The following is an 18935-nucleotide window of genomic DNA, read 5'->3' as shown; positions in this document are numbered from 1 at the left end:
TAACCTTTCCGTGAGTTTCGAGGCCGACTGCACTTGTCTGTATGACTGTCGCCTTGACCCGCCACCGGGCATCCAATCCGTGACGACAGGCGCGCTGTCGATTGTTTGGAGGAACGACGCAGAAACAGTGTCTTTCTGCGTCGCCCTCCTCACGCACTTTTGCTACCCCGGCTGAGCGATGACCTTCTGTGAGCCGTCTTGGTCGAACAGTTCCTTGCTCCATCGCTCCAGGACCGCGGTGCTGTCCCAATCATCAGGGTGGAAGCCGGGGCGGTTGTACGAACGGAATCGCTGCAGCGCATCGGCGGTGAACATCGGGGTGCGACTGAAGCGACGTAGGCTACGCACCAACGTGACCGGGTTATACGAGGCCTTGTCAGAGGCCATCGACAGCGCAGTCTGCAGAATGAGTTCGCCGAACAGAATTGCAGAGGCGATCCGCATGCCCCGTACGCGGGTGCGCTCGGTGCCTCCAATCAGCCGATAGGCGTCGAAGGCGACGGCTTTGTGCTCCGACTCCTCGAACGCATGCCACAGCAGAATCGGTCGAACCTCTGTCTGTCCGATGAGCTTCTGCGCGTCATCGCTGGTGAGAATGATTTCAGCGAGCGTCGCGGTGTAGTGCTCCAATGCAGAGGTCATCGACAGCCGCATTTCTGGCGAAAAGCGCCGCTCCAATCGCTTGATCAGGCGTGCGACGTGGCGGTCGATCCGCGCGGTCGGATAACCCATGGCCTGGAGCCGTTCGTTGAGGAGCCGATGCTGGTGTCGGTGTGTGGCCTCTTGCCCGATGAAACCCTTGACCGCTGTCAGCAATTGGGGATCGTCGATGGAACTCTGGAAATACTTGACCGAGCGGATGAAGAAGTCTTCCCCTTCCGGGAAGGTCGCAGAAAGCACCGAGATGAAATGGCTCATCACCAGGTCGCCATCCACGAAGTGTCGCCGCTTCGTGGAGGTGGGCATGGGGAAACGAACGCGCCGGGGTTTTGGCAATACACGGCTCTTGGTCGAGGCTCGATCTTCCGGCATCTTGACGGGGTCCTTCCTCCGTTGCGTGATCTGACTTTAGGCCTTGTCACATGAGACTGCCAGAATGTAGGGCATGAGTCCAGCACGTGTTTATGGCGGGCTGTCCGCAACTCAACGCGATGCGCAGCGCCGCGCACTGCTGATTGACGCCGCGGTCGCGCTCATGGGCAAGCAGGGAGCCGCCGCGTGCACCGTGACCGCTGTGTGTACGGAGTCAGGAGTGACGAGCCGGTACTTCTACCAGCAGTTTCGCGACAGAGACGCGCTCCTGCGTGCGATGTTCACCAAGATCTCCACCACCTTCCAAGCCGTGATCACCAAGGCGATACCGGATGACACCGTTGCTCCTCAAGAACTCGCTTACGCTCCGATAAAGGCCCTGGTTCAGATGATCGAGAACGATCCCAGCATGGCCCGCATATTGTTTGTCGAATCGGGCGCTGAACCCCTGCTTCGGCAGCTGCGAAGCGAACTGATGTCCGAATTTGCGGAGCTCGTCCTCAGAGAGGCCCGCCTGCATCTCGATATACCCAGCGAGGTGATTCAGGTCGCAGATCTCGCCGCTACCTACGGTGTCGGGGGCCTGTTCGAGATTCTCCGTCGCTGGATAGACGGACAACTAAACCTATCGACCGAAGTGCTTATCGAGCATTGTGCGGGTTTTCTCGGCAGTCTTGGCCTGTATACCCTCGGCCAGAAACCTGACCCGGCCGCTTCGCACATCCAGGTCGATATCAACTCCCCGGCGGGCCACAACAGATGAGACCGGCGGTATTTTCGCCGACACGCTGCGGCGTCACGCTACCGAAGGCTGGTACACCACGATGTGGTCGAGTACGCGTTTGCTTAGCAAACCCCCTGTCGGCCCCGGTTCAATCCTGAGCAGCCTGCGCCGGTTGAAAAATGAGCAGATTTACGGGTTGAGTCATCCTTCCCAGGGTGGTCGCGCAGTGCAGCGTATTGACGACGCCTTCTGTATGGAGCTAGTGAAGTGATCCAGCGTGACGACGACGAATAACCCGGACGCGGACGCGACCAGCTGGCCGGTGGCTTCCTCGCGCAATTCTGTCCGCACTTCGAGTTTCCGGCCGGTTCTGGACACGAGCTCCGCGCTGACCTCGTAGGGAACCCCCAGCAATACCGGCGCGAAGAACTCGGTGTCGAGCTTACGGGTGACGGCCATCTCACCGACGACGTAGAGCAGCATGCCCACCGTGTCGTCAAGAACCGTCATGACTGCGCCGCCATGTGCGATCCCGGGTGCGCCGCGATGTCGGCCGTCGAAGATATGCCTGGCGCCCACCCCGTCGCCACGCCGACGCGCTCGCAGGCGATGACCGTGCGGATTGTCTGTGCCGCAACCAAGGCACCACGGATGGTGCGCATCGAGGTAGTCGCCGTCGGCGGCGATAACACGATTCTGAAAGTTATGCCACCACGCGATGGCCGAATCTTCTTCCGCTTGCTCGTCGATGACGAAATCCTCCTAAATAGGACCACGCAGTGCATGGACCACCATGCGACTGAAGAACTGCGCCGACGTCGGCTGGGCTGATCGCCCGAAGACAGTATGTAAAGGACTCGTTAGCCCGCCGAGATCATCGCTGCGGTACACCTTCCAGTTCCGTCACTATCAGCCATTTGGTCCTGCCCCGCAATACGCCCTCGACGCTGTCGCCGCATAGCTCGCCCGATAATGCTCGGGGTCGTCGTCGGTGCTATAGGGGTCATACCAAATCCTGTCCCCCACAGCGGTGACGGTCAACCTCGCCTTCTGCACAAGGGTCACGAACGTCACCGACCGCGTTCTGGGCGAAGCGCTGAACATCGTCATGCTGCCAATCGAGAAACCAGTAGTCTTCAGGAAACTCGATTGATTTGAAGTGCCACTCACAGATAGCCTTTCAGATGAGCTTCGATGCCGGTATCGACAGTGCCAACGGATCGACTGGCCGTTTCGAGGGCTTCGACGAGGCGCGTTTCGGCGTCCGGGATCGTCGCGGCGACTTTGGCCGCAGCTAGACTACGACTCCGTAGCGATGTGCCGGCATCCGTGGCTGCGGCCGCAAGCGTAGACCACGCTTTGGAAGCATGTCGGGCCGCGGCAGCCGCTTCGGCAGTGGCGGCGTCATCTAGGAGATCGGCGATGTTCTGGCAACCGTCTGCCTGCAGCGTACGAAAGAGCCCGCCGCCGGTACCGGCTTTCTCGATGAACGCCCCGAGCCCGAACAATGCCGCGGTCAGGGCATCGTCATCGAACAGCGTTGGCCAATGCCCTACGTCATCGGCGAAGTCCTGCACACCCTTCAAACCGGAAGATTCGACTTCAGCTGCCTCGATGCGCAGTAGCGGCGCACCTACGGCACCGCCGCGCATGAACGCTGCGCTCGCGGCGAGTGCAGCGGCCGCGATCGGCCCAAGGTCTGGCACTCGCTCTGGCCAGTCGACGTGATATGTGGTGTGCCGGGTAGGTGTGGGAAACCCGACCGAGGACCGCGCCCGGCGTAGGTCGTCGTAGGCCACCGTCTGGGTTGTCTCGCGGTCATTATCGACCACATAGGCGACCCGTTGTTCGTCATCGTATCCGGTGATGACAATGTCGTGACGGCTCATGTGCAATCGGACGCGCAGGTAAGGAAGTTCGCCGATGTCAGCCCAGACCATGACGGGTCGACCTTTGTCGATTTCGTCGGTCACAAATGCCCATCCCACGTCCGGGTCATCGGTCGATCGCACGACGAACTTTGCGCCAACCCGGGAGAGGTAATCCTGTTCCAGGTCGCTTCCTCGTCCTACCAGGTACACCTGGGGGAACAACTGCGTAGAGCGGACGTACGAGAAGTCCAAGGCTCCGCCGAGGGTGAAGACCAATCCTTCACTGAGTGCTTCTGTCCCCCATCCGAGTTGGGCCCATTCAGTAAGGTCACGAAGCGCACCGGAACCACAGTGCCCTCCCCTCCTATGGGGATAGGGAATTTGAATCCTCGTCATCGCCGCTTCCTTCCTTGTCAGTAGCACTGTTGAGACTCGTCAAAAGCTACGTTTCATCACGGCTTCCCGGCTGACAGTAGGTGCCAACACCAACACGCGTGACCGCAGCCAACCTCAGCCGCGCATCTCGACCGCCTATGGCGATGGGGCACATTGACTTTCGATCGCTAGTCCTGCATCAACACGTCAACGGTAAGAGCCACAGACGCGCAGCACTCAACCGTTGTACTCAGCTCGCTTGCTCCCGTGGTCGCGCTCCCGCGCTTCGGCTGCTTTATCAGAATCGGATGAGTCCTCGGATGTTGCGGCCCGATCGCATATCCGCGTAGCCTTCGTTGATCTGATCGAGGGTGTACTCACGGGTGATCAGCTCATCCAGCTTGAGGTGTCCGGCGTTGTAGAGCTCGACGAGCCGCGGGATGTCGTGGGCGGCGTTCGACGAACCGTACAGAGCGCCGCGGATCTGCTTTTCATACAGCGTCAATTCCAGCAGTGAACCCGACATCGAGGTGTCTTCGGGGTGCCCGATCGCGGTAACGACCACACGGCCGCGTTTACCGACCAAGGACAGCGCCTCGCCGATGTAGGACCCTTCGGCGACATCGGTGGTCAAGACGCAGACATCGGCGAGTTTGCCGCGGGTGATGTCACTGATCAGTGACCAGGCCTCGTCGATCGTGGCAACGGCATGCGTCGCACCGAAACCGCCGGCTTGTTCACGCTTGAACGCCACCGGATCGACAGCCACGATGTTCAACGCGCCCGCGATGCGGGCACCCTGAATCGCATTCATGCCGATGCCACCGGCTCCGATCACTACCACGGTATCCCCGGCACGCACCTCACCGGTGCGCACCGCCGACCCGTACCCGGTCGTCACACCACACCCGATCAACGCCGCCTTGTCCAGCGGTGTCCCCTGGTCGATTTTGACCAGAGACGCCTTGGGGACCACGGTGTATTCCGAGAACGTGCCCAGCAGGCACATCTGGCCGACGTCCTCACCCCGGGCATGGAAACGGTAAGTGCCGTCGATCTGGGGTCCCATCATGAGCGCGGCACCCAAGTCGCACATGTTCCCCATCCCCCGCGCGCAATAGGAACAGTGCCCACACGACGGCAGGAACGTCAGGATCACCGAATCGCCCTCGGCGACGTTCTCGACACCCGCACCCACTTCGACCACGGTGCCGGCACCCTCGTGGCCACCGACGACGGGCAGCGGAATGGGCAGGTCGCCGGTCACGAGGTGTTCGTCGGAATGGCACAACCCGGTCGCGGTCAGCTGGACGAGCACTTCATCGGGGCCGGGAGGATCCAACTCGATGTCCTCGACTTCCCACTTTTCTCCTAGGCCCCACAGCACTGCAGCACGTGTCTTCATGTGTGTCTCCTTAACGTCAGTGTTTCGGTCGCAGTGGATTGATGATTCACGCCAGCGTCTCGATGATGAGGTCACCGTCGCCGAACTGGCGGCGCAGCTTCTTCTTGTCGAACTTGCCAGTGGAAGTCAGCGGAATGTCGGTGACGAACGCCCACCGTTCCGGTAGCCACCACTTGGCCACCCGCGCACGCAGAAATTCGGTCAGCTCCGCCGCGGTGGCGGTGCGGTCGGCAGCCAGGACGACCACCGCCAGCGGCCGTTCCTGCCACTTGTCGTCGGGCACTCCAATCACCGTGGCGGTGCGCACCGCAGGGTGAGCGGCCAACTCGTTCTCCAATTCCACCGAGGAGATCCATTCGCCCCCGGACTTGATGACATCCTTGGAGCGGTCGGTCAGCGCGATGAACGCGTCCGCGCTGATCGTCCCGACGTCCCCGGTACGCAACCACCCGTCCGGCGACGCCGCCGGACTGTCATTCTCGTAATACGACTGAGTGATCCACGGGCCGCGGACTTGAATCTCCCCCACCGATTTTCCGTCCCACGGTTGTTCTGCACCGCTGTCATCGACGATGCGGGCCTGCACACCGGCCACCACCCGGCCTTGGGTTGCGCGCAGGTGAAGCGACCTCTCCGGGGTATCAGAACTCCGCGGCAGAGCGACCGAGGCCAGCGGGGAAGTCTCAGTCATCCCCCAAGCCTGCACAATGCGGATGCCCAGCTCGTCATAGGCGGTCATCAACGACCGCGGAACCGCCGAACCACCGCAGGCCACCATCTTCAGCGAACTCACGTCATGGCCGGGATTGTCGCGCAGGTAGTGCAGAACATCGGTCCAGATCGTCGGCACCGCCCCCGCCATCGTCGGTCGCACCGCCTCGATCATCTCCACTAGAGGCCCCGCCTGCAGGAAACGGTCAGGCAGCAGAAGCTGCGCGCCGGCCATCATCGCCGCATACGGCAACCCCCACGCGTTGGCGTGGAACATCGGAACGATCGCCAACACCGTGTCGTCATGACCGATGCCCAAGGCATTCGAGGTGCACGCCGCCTGCGAGTGCAACCACGTCGAACGATGGCTGTAGACAACACCTTTCGGGTGCCCGGTGGTACCGCTCGTATAGCACATCGCTGCGGCCGACTGCTCGTCGACGTCGGGCCAGTCGAACGTACTCGACTGGGCGGCCACCACATCGTCGTACCGTAGGACGTCCTTTCCGCACCCCTCGACCGCGGCAAGATCGCCGGTTCCGGTCACTAGCACCGTGCGCACCGAGGTCATCGACGGCAACGCCGCCGCCAAAAGGGCCAGCACCGTACTGTCGACGATGATCACCCGATCCTCGGCATGATTGGCGATCCACGTCAGCTGTTCCGGCGGCAGCCGCAGGTTCAACGTATGCAGCACCGCGCCCATCGACGGCACCGCCGCGTAACAGTCCAGATGCTCCTGGTTGCTCCACTGTAACGTCGCGACACGCTCATCTCCACGGATGCCGATCTGGCGCAGAGCATTTGCCAACCGTGCCGCACGCTCACCCACCTCGCGATAGGACACCCCAGAGATCTGCCGGGGTCCGCGCGCAGTCAGCACCTCGCGATCGCCATGAACTGCCGAAGCATGGGCCACGATCGCGGGCACAGTCAACGCAACGTCCTGCATCGTGCTCCTCATCGCACACCCGCCCTACAGCCCGCGGTGAGGCGAGGGTCACGCATCGATGAGGTCCTGCCGATTCTGGCTCTCCAGCATCAACCGGTACTCGGGGAACAGGTTCTTGGCCTGCGGGATCAACTTGATCAACTTCGGCACCGGACCTTTCGCACGTACCGTTCCCTTGGCCATCGCCATCGTCAAGTTCACCTTCCCCAACCAGAACTTGTTCCCCGTGTCTGCCGACATGAACAACTCCACGTTGGGCACCGCGGTACTGGCCGCTCCGGTCTCCACCACCTTGTTCGGCATGTCCACCGTCACAACCGCATCCGGATCTGTGTAATGCACCCGCAACACCACACCCGAATTCGCGAGCTTGTCCGCCAGACCTTCCTTCTCCAAACCCCGCCGAAAGATCCCGCCCAGGAAGGCATAGACCTCGTCCTCGTCCCTAAATACCGCCACCGTCAACCTCAACTAACCTCATTGTCAGAACAGAACAGAACAGAACAGGCACCGACTTCTGACGCTGCTCCTCCGGATAGAATCGTCATGCTCGTTGGGAAACCCCACTAGGTCCTGATGCGCTGCGCCAAGGCGACCGCCGGGCAGCCGCTAGCGTTCCTTTGCCAGCGGGGCTGGATGGCAATTGTCACTGAAGTACCTCTCCAAGACACGCGTCGCATCCGCCGTCGTCGTTCCCACCGCCTACGCACCGCCGGCACCTCAGTCCGAGCCGGCGAGCACCAGTTCGGCCCGTTCGACGGCGACTTGCTGCGTGATGACCCGCTTGCTGAACATGAAGTCGCGGGGACGGTTGATGCAGTCGGCGGCAATGAGCTCGCCGGCACGGAGGTAGAAGCAGGTGAAGTCGCGGTCCCGGGTCGGGTCGCCGCTGAGGACGACCTCGTCGTACCCGGTGTTGAGACCGGCGATCTGGAGCTTGAGGTCGTATTGATCTGACCAGAACCATGGAAGGGCCGCAATCTTCTTGGACTTCCCACAGACGGTCGCGGCGGCGACCTTGGCCTGCTCGGCCGCGCTCGGCACGGACTCCAGGCGGATGCGACGGCCGTAACGGGCCATGTCGTGGCTGGCGCAGTCCCCGGCGGCCACGATGTCGGGGTCGCTAGTCCGGGCCCGATCGTCGATCACGACGCCGTTGTCGACGACCAGGCCCGCGGTGGCGGCGAGCTCGGTGTTCGGCTCCACGCCGATGCCGACAATGACGAGGTCGGCGGGAATTGATTCGCCACTGGCCAGGATTACTTCGCGGACCCTGCCGTCGCCGGACAGAGCCTCGACCAGCGTGCCCGTCCGGATGTTGACGCCCTCCTCCCGGTGGATCCGGTCGAAGAACTCCGATACCTCCGGGGCGGTGACCCGTTCAAGGACGCGCCCGGTCGCCTCGAGCAGGGTGACCTCCAGACCCAGTGCACGCAACGAGGCGGCTGTCTCCAGTCCGATGTAGCCGCCGCCCACGATCACCGCCCGACGCCCGGGGCCGGCGGCCTCTCGGATCATCTCGCCGTCCGCGGCGGTGCGTAGGTAGAAGACTCCGGCCAGGTCCGCTCCCGGGGTGGGGAGCCGACGAGGCCGGGCGCCAGTGCACAGCGCGAGCTTGTCGTAGGGCAGTGCGTCGCCGGTACTCAGCACGACATGACCAGACGAGCGGTCGATCGCCGCCACCGTCGCATCCAGGAGTCGGATCCGCTGCTTGGCGTAGAAATCCGAGTTGCGGATCGCGAGTTCGGCCAGTTCGCATTTGTCGGCCAGGTACGACTTGGACAGCGGGGGCCGCTGGTAGGGCAACGCCGACTCATCGCCGACGAGGACGATCTCGCCGTCCCACCCTTCTCGGCGAAGACTGGCGGCGAGCTGGGTGCCCGCGTGGCTGGCCCCCGCGATGACCGCTCGCTGCACGGTCATGCGCCACCTTTCGGGATGAGGCGGACCATCAGCTTACTGATCCCCCTCACGAAGTTGGACTGCACGTACTCGGGCTCACCGACGACCTCGATGTTCTCGAACCGCGGAAGCAGCTCCTCCCACAGGATCCGCAACTGCATCTCGGCCAGCCGGTTACCCATACAGCGGTGCACGCCGAAACCGAAGGAGATGTGGTTACGGGCGTTGGCCCGGTCGATAATCAGGTCATCGGGCCGATCGAACACGCGCTCGTCGCGGTTGCCCGAGGCGTACCACATCAGGACCTTATCGCCCTTGCGGATGAACTGCCCGTTGAGCACAGTGTCGGCCTTGGCGATCCGGCGCATATGCGCGAGCGGGGTTTGCCACCGGATGATCTCCGAGACCATGTTGGGGATCAGCTCGGGGTTCGCCTTCAGCTTCTCAAACTGGTCAGGGAACTCGTTCAGCGCCAGAACACCACCGCTCATGGAATTGCGGGTCGTATCGTTGCCACCCACGATCAGCAATACCAAGTTGCCCAAGAACTCCATCGGGCGATCGATCAGGTCCTTGGTGCTCTCGTCGCTCTGCAACATGGTGATCAGATCGAAGCCGGGCAGCTCTCCGGCAGCTGTCCGGGCTGCCTTGTCCCGCCAGTGAGCGCTGAGACCTCTAGCCATATCGACCATGCCGCGAAATATCTCGTCGTTGTCCGAGGGCCCACCGTTGGCTTGCTCCATGGAGGTGGCGAGATCGGACCATTGGACGAGCTTGCGCCGCTGCTCGAACGGGAAGTCCAGCAGCGTGGCCAGCATGCGCGCGGTTAGCTCGATCGAGACGTGCTGCACCCAGTTGAACGGTTCGCCAAGCGGCAGAGCGTCGAGCACGTCTACCACCCGCTCGCGGATGAGGCCCTCCATCTCACGCAGGTTCTTCGGTGCGACCACACCCTGGACAGCCTGCCGTTGCCGGTCGTGTTTTGGGGGGTCCATCGCGATGAACATCGCAATGTCGAGGAAGCGCGGCGGGCTCCCGATGACGATGAACGGCTCGGAGGAGAAGACCTCGTGGTTCTTGTCGACGGCCACGATGTCGGCATGCCGCGTCACCGACCAGAACGGGCCGAACGCGCTGTGGGCCTGATAGTGCACGGGAGCCTCGTTGCGTAGGCGCTCGTAATAGGACTTCCAGCGACCCTGACGATAGAGGAAAGGATTGCTAAGGTCGATGTCGGTCAGTTCAACCTCGTCAGCCGGCGGGATCGGTCGCTCGATGAAGATTTTTTCACCGTTGGTGCCGGTGACCCAGCGCCGCGTTCTGTCGTAGAGGTGGGCGCCCTGGATTATTCGGTCCATCGGAATTGTTGCCTGAGCCTTGGCAGTGACTGCCTCGCGAATATTGCTCACGTCTCACCTCTCTTTCGTCATCACAGTTGGAACTCGGGCAGATGGACGATCAAACCGTCCCACGCCTCAGAGACCTGCATCTGGCAGGACAGCCGGGAGGTCGGCTGACGCTCGGGGTTCATCGCGAGCATCTCCTCTTCATTGGCCCCGGAGAGGCCGACCCGATCGGACCATTGCGGATCGACGATCACATGGCAGGTGCCGCACGCGGCTTCGCCTCCGCAGTCGCCGTCGATGCCGGGCACCGCATTGTTGGTCGCGACCCGCATCAGTGACTGACCTTCCTCGAGAGGCGCCTCATACTTCTCGCCGCCGTGGGAGACAAATGTGACAACTGCCATAGCCAGGCTCCTTGCGTGTCCTCAGTTACTTGACACAAGTCTTGCGCCAGATGAGCGCTGCGGCTATGTTCGCCGGAGTCAGAAACTTGTGATTTCGGCTCAAAGGGGCCATGGTCAGTGAACCCCAATGACGCGGGTGTGCCCCCACTCGCATTCGTGCAAATGCTCGAGAGCCCGGCGTTTGACCCAGACGCCGTCGCGCGGCTTCGCAACATCATGGCTCGCGAAGGAACCGACGAGGCGACGCTGATTCAGCGTGATATCCAGGCCCCGTTACGGTGGTTTCGTGAGGCGTACCCCGGTCTAGACATCGATCAGGCAACGCTGCTCGGATTTGCGTTAGCCGAACAGGCACAGTTGACGTCCTTCGGCCCGCTGAGTGTTCCGCTGGTCAGCGCGGGCTCAGTGGCCGAGATCGTAGAGCTGCTGACTTATCTGCCGTTGATCACGACGGCTGTCAAAGCACAGTTTCATCCAGATGACCAAGGCCTCACCGTCGGGCTCTGGGGACACACCAGCGATCGTGCCCTGGACTGCCTCGCCGTCACGTACGCCGGGTTGGCGTTGTTGCGACTGCTGGACATGCTCGTCCGTGCGGCGCCGACCCTCACACTCCACTTGAGTTGGCCAGCGCCCGCCGCCTTGAAAGATCGCGAGGACGACCTTACCGCCGGGCGCCTGTTCTTCGACGCTCCGATGTCCTTCCTCCATGTTCCCGCGGACACGCTCAACGAGGTGTGCCGGTTCTCCGATCCCGTCGCATACCGACTCGCCATCGTCGATCTGCAGCGAACTCTCGACCAGCGGAGCGAAACCACGTCGTTCTCGGAGAAGGTGAGACGGCTGCTGCAGAAGGAGCCCGGACGCCGAAGTAAACATTGGTTCGCACATGAGCTGTCGATGTCCACCAGCACACTCAAGCGGCGCCTCTCCGAAGAGGAGACCACCTTTCGCGAGTTGCGCCAAGCATTCCTGCGCGAGCGCGCGATGCTGCAGCTACTCGACCGATCCCTATCGGTGAGTGAGATCGCCACGGATCTCGGATACAGCGACCTCGCCAACTTCTCACACGCCTTCAAGCGATGGACCGGCCGCTCTCCGAGCGAGTTTCGGCTCTCACCACATTGAGCTGTCCCGGCGGGTCCGGAGATCCCGACCTTTGCGGCGTCTTTCTGCAGCGTCGCCTCTCCCCGGGTGTTCGATGAAGGCCCGAGCCTGCGCGCCGGGCAGCAGATTCACCCGGTCACACAAGCCGGCCAGATGCTCGGCCAGCACCGAATCCAATTGGCGGGCATAACCGAAAGTGAACTCCCGCAACAGCGTTCCCATCGTTGACGGGGGATACACCCGGCGGAAAAAGGGTTTTTATGCCGCCAGCGCGGACCAGGTCGACATCATCGATGTAATCCGCGCCCGCGTACATGCTCGCGATCAGGGTGGCCAGTTTCGGAGCCGGATTGGCCGACCTCGACTTGACCCTGGGAGCTGCGATGTGAATCTTGTTGGCCAACAACTCCGATAGGCCTGCCTGCTCAGCCAGCGCCATCACCGGCACCAGGCCCGCGCACGACACCAGATGTCCTCATCGAACACATCGGACCGCGGGGTGAACGTGTGGGACACTCGCGCCGGAAGTGCCGTTCTCGAACTGGACCGATTGTTGCCTGAACAATATCAATCTTCCCAGCTCAGAACGCACTTTCCTTATCCCGACACCCCGACAAACAGTCCATTGTCAGTGGATCGAGGCTAAGACCGCTCAAGTCACAGCTATCTATAGCCAACGCCGAGGTAGCGGAGCGCCACCCGCGAGATCCGCGCACCCGTGGTGGCGATGTCCGCGGAGGGAAGGACGACGTGACTCACGGTGAGCCGCACCAGAACGTCTGCGACCTCCTCGACGTCTTCGGAGTCGAGATCGGCGAAGTGGTCGTGAAACCACGCGACCAAAGCCGCGGAGGAGAGCTGGAGCAGGGACGCCGATGTCGGCAGGAGAGGAAGAACGCCCGTCGTCGGCGCACCGGCGCGATCATCCCCTGAGTGGCTGGACGTCAGCACCGACTTCAGGAGCGGACTGGCTTCTGCTTCACGCAGGGTGAACCGCACCGCTGCGGTGATGCCGCCCTGAACGTCGCCGGTGTGTTCGGCGAGGATGGCGTGGATACCCTCCAGGAAGCGCTGACCCTCGGCCACCACGAGCGCGTCACCAAGTCCCTGCTTATCGCCGAACTCCTTGTATAGCGTCGGTCGGGAGACGCCGACAAGTTCGGCGACCTCACTCACTCGGACTTGTTCCCAGCCCTTCTCAATGGTGAGTTCCCGTGTCGCCCTCAAGACCTGCTCGCGGATATGTCGGCGAAACGACATCCGCGCCGAATCAGTTGGCATACGAGCAGAATAGGTGGCGAACTGGGATCTCCCGCGCAGCCCGACGACTGGCGTCAAACGGTACGGTCGAGAAAGTCGACGACCGCCGTCGAGAATGCGTCGTTGTTGTCGCCAGCAACCATGTGGCCCGCGCCCGACACGTCAACGGTTTGCGCGTGGGGAACCAAGGTGAGGAAATCCTTCACTGTCTCTTCGGAGACTATGTCCGACAGCAGGCCGCGGACCAGCAGCGCCGGCGCGGACACCTGTCGCGCGCCATCGACAAGGAATGCGCTCATCATCTCGAACTCCTCTGCGCCGTCGTCTGAATCACTCTGCAGGAACTGAAAATTCGACGTCGCAAACGCCGGATCCCATCGCCAGGCCCAGCGACCGTCTCCACGTCGGCGGAGGACTTTTTGAAGGCCGTCGACGTTTTCGGGGCGAGGGCGGTGCGGGTTGTAGGCGGCGATCACGTCAGCGGCCGACTCTAGGCTGTCGAAACCTTCGGGATGGGCCGACATGAACGATAGGACTCGGCGGGCGCCGTGCATCTGCATTCGCGGAGTGATGTCAACCAGGACGACGGCCTGCCATAGCTCCGATGGGGCGAGCAAGTGCGTGCCGAGGATGGTCAAACCGCCCAACGATGCCCCGATCGCGGCAACTGGGCGGGCGGAGCCGGCGTACGCGCGCACGGCCAACAGGTCGGACCCCAGCCGTTCGATGTCATAGCGTCCGTCTGGATCCCAGTCGCTGTCACCATGTCCCCTTGCGTCGTAGGCGGCAACGGTGTAGCCCCGCTGATGCAATCGTTGGGCGGTGACATCCCAGGCGTGCCGGCTCTGACCACCGCCGTGAAGGAGCAACACGACCGCCCGCGGTCCGTCACAGCGGTAGAAGTCGACCGCCAGCGAGAGCCCATCCACCGTGGGCACGCGCTCGACGACAGGAGCGGACGAATCATGTGCTCTGTTTGCAGACATCAAGAGATGGCCTTCGGTGCGACGACGGTGACGGTGCCCTGCGCCGCACACACCGCTCTGCCGTCGTTGCAGATGTCGATACGTGCCACACCGCTGGTTCTGCCCAGCGAGATGATCTCAGCCGTGGCTACACAGGTTCCGCTGGAGACTGGACGAAGCAAATTCAGTTTGAACTCCGTCGTCGCGACCCAGGATCCCATCGGAATCACGGGATAAAACACCACTCCAAGGCAATGGTCGACCATGGCCGACAAGCAGCCGCCATGCAAGTTGCCGAAAGGCGTCTTCAGGTCGTCGCGTGCGTCCATCTCCGCGACGAGCCGTCCAGCAGTGAATTCAGTGTGCCGGAAGCCGAGGTAACCGGCCAGCCCGCCCGTGGTTTCTGCTGCGCTCTGCAGTTGTTCAGCGACCTGCTGGTTGAACGCGGTGAACTGCACAGACATGTCCGGCCTCCTACCTCAGCTGTGGTTGAGACATTACGCCTTGTCTGTCACATCGGTCGACAATGGTCGCTCGCCAGGATTGCGGGAAGGAGAAACCTTGAAAGAAATGTCCGGAGCCCGTCACGACTGCGCTCCCGCGGTCCTCGAACAGTCAGCAGGCTCAGTATCGTGCGGAGAACCCACTCGGCGGCGTCGTCGACGGAGACGCCCGGTTCTACGTAACTCCAGTGTCTCCTGAAGATGGGACGGAGAAACTCGGTGACGAGTTCGAAGAGTGACGTCGAGGTCCCCGCCGCGAGGCCAACGCCGGCGAGTTCCTCGTCGCTGCCGAACAACAATCCGATGATCTCTTCGCGGCGCGCGGCCTCAACTGTGTATTCCACGAAATCGACGAGAGCGGAGCCCAGATCGGTGTGCTCCGCGATCCGGGGGTTGATGCGATCGAGATAGCGCTCGGCGGCGCGAATGATGACGCCCGACATCACCGCCTCCCGATTAGGGAAGTAGCGATACACCGTTGCCCTGGAGACACCCGCTGTTCTGCCGATGTCCTCCATGGTCGTGCCTACCACGCCGCAACTCTCTAGGCACCGCTCGGCAGCATCTAGCAATCGGTCGCGAGCGGAATCACGATCTGACGGCGCGGCGGCACCCCATCGCACCAACTTCGTCGACACAACAGCCAGTATGCCGCGGGCGCACACCATTGTGGCTTGACTGCAGATATGACACCATCGCATTCGTGTCTCACAACAGCCCGTGGCCCTGAGCGAGTGATCGATTGTCGGTAGAAGCGCGTACTCCGGTGGCGGTCGGCGTAGGCGAAGTCACCCATCGCGGGGACGACGTCGTCACCGGCCTCGGTTGGTATTCGACGAAACATTCGGTCGGTGTGTGGTCGGCCACCCCTCCACCAACCGGGTGGCGACTGATCGACACGGCAGACGAACAAACTCCGATCGATTCATCGCGGCTGGCCGTCGCAGGCGTCGACGAGGCGACCGGTCGCGCGACAGTGGACGGGTACACGGTCGAATACGACCGAGACGGGCGACCTCGATGGACACCGACCATCGCGCACCTGTCCGACGGGCGAAGAGTCGTCGCACGCAGCGACGATCCGCAGATTGCCGAGGCGATGGCGGGCGAGATGTACGTTGGCAGAACGGTTTGCCTCCGAAACACAGGGTCGTCCACGGGATTCGAGCTTCCATGATCGCCGAGGCCATGGTGTTGACCGGACCGCGGAATCTGGAGCGGCGCCAGATGACCATCCCCGACGTCGGTGACCGCGGTGCGATCCTGCGAGTTGAAGCATGTGGTCTATGCGGTACAGATCACGAACAATTCACCGGACACCTGCCTGCCGGCTTCTCATTCGTTCCAGGTCACGAAATCGTCGGCATCGTCGAACATGTCGGCAATGCGGCCAGCGAACGCTGGTGCGTCCGGGCCGGCCAGCGCGTGGCCGTCGAGGTGTTCCGGTCCTGCCGAGACTGCCCGGAGTGTCGCCGCGGCGAATACCGGCGATGTGCGGTGAACGGCATCGCCACCATGTTCGGGTTCGTCGACGTGGAGATCGGCGCCGGGTTATGGGGCGGATACGCCACCCATGTGGAGCTTCCGTGGGACGCGATGCTACTCCCGATTGCCGAAGACATGGACCCCGTTCTCGCCACGTTGTTCAACCCTCTCGGGGCCGGTATCCAATGGGGGAAAACTCTTCCCGACACCAAGGCGGGGGGTATCGTAGCGATACTGGGACCGGGCATCCGCGGGATCTGCGCGGCGGTGGCGGCGAAAGAGGCGGGAGCCGCTTTCGTCGCGATGACCGGCATCGGTCCACGCGACGATCAGCGACTGGCCATAGCCAGATCATTCGGTGTCGACCTGCCCATCGACGTATCGCAGGACGATGCAGTGACAGCGCTCCAGCGTGAGACAGGCGGACAGCTTGCCGACGTGGTCATCGATGTCACCGCCAAAGCACCCTCCGCGTTCGCCGACGCCGTCGCCCTTGCCAGGCCTGGCGGCAGGGTCGTGGTTGCTGGCACCCGCGGCGGAGGCGGCGCGCCCGGCTTTGAACCAGACACGCTGGTGTATAAGGAATTACACATCGCCGGTGCACTCGGCGTGGAGTATCCCGCCTACCGGGCAGCCCTCGAGATTCTGGCCACGCGCCGCTGGCCGTTCGACCGGATCACAAGAGAATCAACCGGATTCGCTGGTCTCGCGCCGCTGCTCAGTTCGCTTGCAGATGAAAATGCCAAATCGAGTGCGGCCCTGCACAACGTCTTCGTGCCCACGCCCTCACAGCATGCGGAGCTTCAACAGAGGAAGGTCACACGTGACGAGAACGGAACGCGTACCGATGCTCGACCTTGAGCAGGCCCGGCTGCGGGCTGCCGAGTGTGGGCTGCCCGCAGAGATGGCAGAACTGTCAGTATTTCGCGTGGCACTTCACCAGCCGAGCCTCGCAGTGGCCCTGTACGGAATGCTTGAGGCGCTGCTATTTAACGGTGTGCTCGACGCCCGGCTACGCGAATTGATCATCATGCGCATCGGCTGGGTAACGGGGTCGGTATATGAGTGGACACAGCATTGGCGAATCGCGACGCTGCTCGGTGTGGCTTCGGATGACCTTCTGGCGGTGCGTGACTGGCAGAGTTCCAATCGTCTGGGCCATGCCGAGCGTGCGGTCCTGGCGGCGACCGATGATGTGGTACGTGACGGGGTCATTGCCGAGGAAAACTGGGCCGCGTGCCACAAGGCATTCAATGGCGATCACGCGGTTTTGGTCGAACTTGTCGGAGCGATCGCCAATTGGCGGCTCTTTTCGATCCTGCTTCGATCCTTGAATATTCCGCTTGAGTCGGGTACCGACTCCTGGCCGCCCGATGGGCGAGCCCCTCGACGTGACGATTGAGTAAAAACGGTTGTTCAGCAATCGCACCCAAGTTGAAGCTCGGTTACCCCTTATGTTCCTAGTCAGTTGTGGGCTATTGAATTTCAAACGGGTAGTTGTGATTTCGGTCTCTTAGCCACGGTCTCGGGGTAATGCCACCAACTGGACATGTGGAGCCAACTGTTCTGGGACGCCTACACCAGCTTGAAGCACGCTCCGTCATACGAATACGATCCAAGGGATGTCGAGGTTCTTCGCGACTCAGGCCAACTGTTACTACTGGGAGAGTCGTTCAATCGGGTCGCTGGCAACAGAACGCCAATGAAGGCGATCGTCGGCAGTCACCGCACACAGCACCTCACGCAGAGAATTCAAGAGCCCGCTGCTGCAAGCTAGACCCGGCGTCCGACACCGAGGCGCTGCCGTCTTCATACAGCTGACCACGAACGCCAGCCGCGCCGAAGTCCCACCGGGGACGGCAAACACCTTCCGCCGCAACACCTTCGGATGCAGCTTGGACGGAAGGCCACCAGCCACCATAATATCGACCGTCTCGGCGTCGCCAGCACCGCGGACGAATCGGTGTACCGGCCCGTTGCCACCTCGCCTCCGGCTTGCGCGGGTCAATCTCTCAGGTCGTCGTTGCCACACTCAGAAGTGACATGTACAAATCACGGTTCAGCGAGTGTACAGTTCACGGTGTGGAGGTATCCGTGACCGAGTTGCGCGCGCACCTTAGCGATTGGCTCGATCGAGTTCGGGCTGGTGATGAGGTCGTCATCACCGACCGCGGGATTCCGGTCGCGCGACTCGCTGCGCTGGACAGCGCAGGCACCTTGGAGCGTCTCACGGCCGAAGGCGTGATTGCCAGGGCCACCGCGCAGCGGCCCGTCGCTGCGGGACGGTCCCGGCCCCGACCGCGGCGGCCGGTGTCTGACCAGGTCAGCGACCAGCGGCGCTGACCGGTGCCGCTCGTCTACTTCGACGCCAGCGCCTTCGTTAAACTTCTCACCACCGAGACAGGAAGCTCGCTGGCATCCGCGCTGTGGGACGGCTGCGACGCCGCATTGTCCAGCCGCCTGGCCTACCCCGAAGTCCGCGCCGCACTCGCTGCAGCAGCCCGCAATCACGACCTAACCGAATCCGAGCTCGCCGACGCCGAGCGTGACTGGGAGGACTTCTGGGCCGCCACCCGCCCAATCGAACTCACCGCCACGGTTGAACAGCACGCCGGCCGCCTCGCCCGCGCCCATGCCTTGCGCGAAGCCGACGCTGTCCATCTGGCCAGCGCGTTGGCAGTCGGCGAACCCGGCCTGATCGTCGCCGTTTGGGACCGACGCCTGCACGCCGGAGCCCAAGCCGCCGGGTGCCGACTCGCCCCCGCCCAACTCGACCCCTAATCCGACCGCTCGACGTCAGAGGTGGGTCGACCCCGGCATGGATGACGATCAGGTACCGATTCGCCAGGTCAGAACCCGTGTCGTAAGTGGCCAAGTCCCCCCTCGGACACAC

At 62.5% G+C, this 18935-nt stretch carries 19 protein-coding genes and 3 pseudogenes; 8 read left to right on the top strand and 14 right to left on the bottom strand.

The genetic code is table 11. From position 1 onward, the window contains the following. Positions 1-162: 162 nt before the first annotated feature. Positions 163-1032 carry a metal-dependent hydrolase gene (locus AC5Y5O_RS25845; protein WP_012394820.1) on the bottom strand — a complete coding sequence of 290 codons (870 nt, stop codon included), beginning with the start codon at positions 1030-1032 and terminating at the stop codon, positions 163-165. A 73-nt stretch (positions 1033-1105) separates the two neighbouring features. Here AC5Y5O_RS25845 and AC5Y5O_RS25840 point away from each other — a divergent pair, with 73 nt between their 5' ends. After that, a complete protein-coding gene (locus AC5Y5O_RS25840) occupies positions 1106-1795 on the top strand; it encodes a TetR/AcrR family transcriptional regulator (RefSeq protein WP_012394821.1) in 690 nt (229 codons plus the stop codon). A 162-nt stretch (positions 1796-1957) separates the two neighbouring features. On the opposite strand, the gene AC5Y5O_RS25835 is transcribed toward AC5Y5O_RS25840, so the two are convergent. After that, a complete protein-coding gene (locus AC5Y5O_RS25835; RefSeq protein WP_016889187.1) occupies positions 1958-2335 on the bottom strand; it encodes a PaaI family thioesterase in 378 nt (125 codons plus the stop codon). Between AC5Y5O_RS25835 and AC5Y5O_RS25830 the strand changes: the two genes are divergently transcribed. After that, positions 2303-2587 (top strand): hypothetical protein, encoded by a 285-nt coding sequence (locus AC5Y5O_RS25830; protein WP_012394823.1) that lies wholly within the window; start codon positions 2303-2305, stop codon positions 2585-2587. The two genes, AC5Y5O_RS25835 and AC5Y5O_RS25830, sit on opposite strands and share 33 nt — an antisense overlap. A 335-nt stretch (positions 2588-2922) precedes the next feature. Here AC5Y5O_RS25830 and AC5Y5O_RS25825 read toward each other — a convergent pair whose 3' ends face one another. From AC5Y5O_RS25825 to AC5Y5O_RS25795, 7 genes are all read right to left on the bottom strand, one after another. Then, positions 2923-4023, bottom strand: a complete 1101-nt coding sequence (locus tag AC5Y5O_RS25825; RefSeq protein ID WP_070188808.1) for a BtrH N-terminal domain-containing protein — start codon at positions 4021-4023, stop codon at positions 2923-2925. Positions 4024-4300: 277 nt separating this feature from the next. Then, complete coding sequence (locus AC5Y5O_RS25820) at positions 4301-5407, bottom strand: NDMA-dependent alcohol dehydrogenase (protein ID WP_046188899.1); 1107 nt, start codon at positions 5405-5407, stop codon at positions 4301-4303. Positions 5408-5453: 46 nt separating this feature from the next. Beyond that, positions 5454-7070 carry a fatty acid--CoA ligase gene (locus tag AC5Y5O_RS25815; protein ID WP_081288818.1) on the bottom strand — a complete coding sequence of 539 codons (1617 nt, stop codon included), beginning with the start codon at positions 7068-7070 and terminating at the stop codon, positions 5454-5456. A 48-nt stretch (positions 7071-7118) separates the two neighbouring features. Further along, positions 7119-7529: an SCP2 sterol-binding domain-containing protein gene (locus tag AC5Y5O_RS25810; RefSeq protein WP_016889191.1), complete on the bottom strand. Its 411-nt coding sequence runs from the start codon at positions 7527-7529 to the stop codon at positions 7119-7121. Between the two features lie 261 nt (positions 7530-7790). Continuing rightward, positions 7791-8993 carry an NAD(P)/FAD-dependent oxidoreductase gene (locus AC5Y5O_RS25805; RefSeq protein WP_500028012.1) on the bottom strand — a complete coding sequence of 401 codons (1203 nt, stop codon included), beginning with the start codon at positions 8991-8993 and terminating at the stop codon, positions 7791-7793. Then, on the bottom strand, positions 8990-10330 hold the full coding sequence (locus AC5Y5O_RS25800; protein WP_500028054.1) for a cytochrome P450: 1341 nt from the start codon (positions 10328-10330) through the stop codon (positions 8990-8992). The genes AC5Y5O_RS25805 and AC5Y5O_RS25800 overlap by 4 nt, the downstream gene beginning before the upstream one ends. A 71-nt stretch (positions 10331-10401) precedes the next feature. Continuing rightward, positions 10402-10722, bottom strand: a complete 321-nt coding sequence (locus AC5Y5O_RS25795; RefSeq protein ID WP_012394830.1) for a 2Fe-2S iron-sulfur cluster-binding protein — start codon at positions 10720-10722, stop codon at positions 10402-10404. A gap of 162 nt (positions 10723-10884) precedes the next feature. On the opposite strand from AC5Y5O_RS25795, the gene AC5Y5O_RS25790 reads away from it, so the two are divergent. Further along, positions 10885-11850 carry a helix-turn-helix transcriptional regulator gene (locus AC5Y5O_RS25790; RefSeq protein WP_046188922.1) on the top strand — a complete coding sequence of 322 codons (966 nt, stop codon included), beginning with the start codon at positions 10885-10887 and terminating at the stop codon, positions 11848-11850. Between the two features lie 69 nt (positions 11851-11919). Here the strand turns inward: AC5Y5O_RS25790 and AC5Y5O_RS25785 are convergent. From AC5Y5O_RS25785 to AC5Y5O_RS25765, 5 genes and pseudogenes are all read right to left on the bottom strand, one after another. Continuing rightward, positions 11920-12345: pseudogene (locus AC5Y5O_RS25785) on the bottom strand (IS1380 family transposase); the annotation flags it as partial. A 147-nt stretch (positions 12346-12492) separates the two neighbouring features. Then, complete coding sequence (locus AC5Y5O_RS25780) at positions 12493-13071, bottom strand: TetR/AcrR family transcriptional regulator (RefSeq protein WP_172827193.1); 579 nt, start codon at positions 13069-13071, stop codon at positions 12493-12495. A 92-nt stretch (positions 13072-13163) separates the two neighbouring features. Next, complete coding sequence (locus AC5Y5O_RS25775) at positions 13164-14075, bottom strand: alpha/beta fold hydrolase (protein ID WP_012394833.1); 912 nt, start codon at positions 14073-14075, stop codon at positions 13164-13166. Beyond that, positions 14075-14512 (bottom strand): PaaI family thioesterase, encoded by a 438-nt coding sequence (locus AC5Y5O_RS25770; RefSeq protein WP_041325313.1) that lies wholly within the window; start codon positions 14510-14512, stop codon positions 14075-14077. Before AC5Y5O_RS25770 ends, AC5Y5O_RS25775 begins: the two co-directional genes overlap by 1 nt. A 53-nt stretch (positions 14513-14565) precedes the next feature. Beyond that, the gene (locus AC5Y5O_RS25765; RefSeq protein WP_008256180.1) at positions 14566-15090 is read right to left on the bottom strand and encodes a TetR/AcrR family transcriptional regulator; all 525 of its coding nucleotides are present in this window, start codon (positions 15088-15090) and stop codon (positions 14566-14568) included. 275 nt (positions 15091-15365) lie between these two features. On the opposite strand from AC5Y5O_RS25765, the pseudogene AC5Y5O_RS25760 reads away from it, so the two are divergent. From AC5Y5O_RS25760 to AC5Y5O_RS25740, 5 genes and pseudogenes are all read left to right on the top strand, one after another. Further along, positions 15366-15734 (top strand): annotated as a pseudogene (locus AC5Y5O_RS25760) (TLP1 C-terminal extension domain-containing protein); the annotation flags it as partial. Continuing rightward, complete coding sequence (locus AC5Y5O_RS25755) at positions 15731-16903, top strand: zinc-dependent alcohol dehydrogenase (RefSeq protein ID WP_012394837.1); 1173 nt, start codon at positions 15731-15733, stop codon at positions 16901-16903. The pseudogene AC5Y5O_RS25760 and the gene AC5Y5O_RS25755, both read left to right, overlap by 4 nt. Then, positions 16866-17444, top strand: coding sequence for a carboxymuconolactone decarboxylase family protein (locus AC5Y5O_RS25750; RefSeq protein ID WP_012394838.1), 579 nt, complete (start codon positions 16866-16868; stop codon positions 17442-17444). The genes AC5Y5O_RS25755 and AC5Y5O_RS25750 overlap by 38 nt, the downstream gene beginning before the upstream one ends. 486 nt (positions 17445-17930) lie before the next feature. Then, a pseudogene (locus AC5Y5O_RS25745) lies at positions 17931-18385 on the top strand (type II toxin-antitoxin system Phd/YefM family antitoxin). Between the two features lie 3 nt (positions 18386-18388). Further along, a complete protein-coding gene (locus AC5Y5O_RS25740; RefSeq protein ID WP_012394840.1) occupies positions 18389-18823 on the top strand; it encodes a type II toxin-antitoxin system VapC family toxin in 435 nt (144 codons plus the stop codon). The last annotated feature ends 112 nt before the right edge of the window (positions 18824-18935 follow it).

This window comes from Mycobacterium sp. NGS40 (genome assembly GCF_059812735.1).
This window is presented reverse-complemented; position numbering and strand designations above follow the sequence as displayed.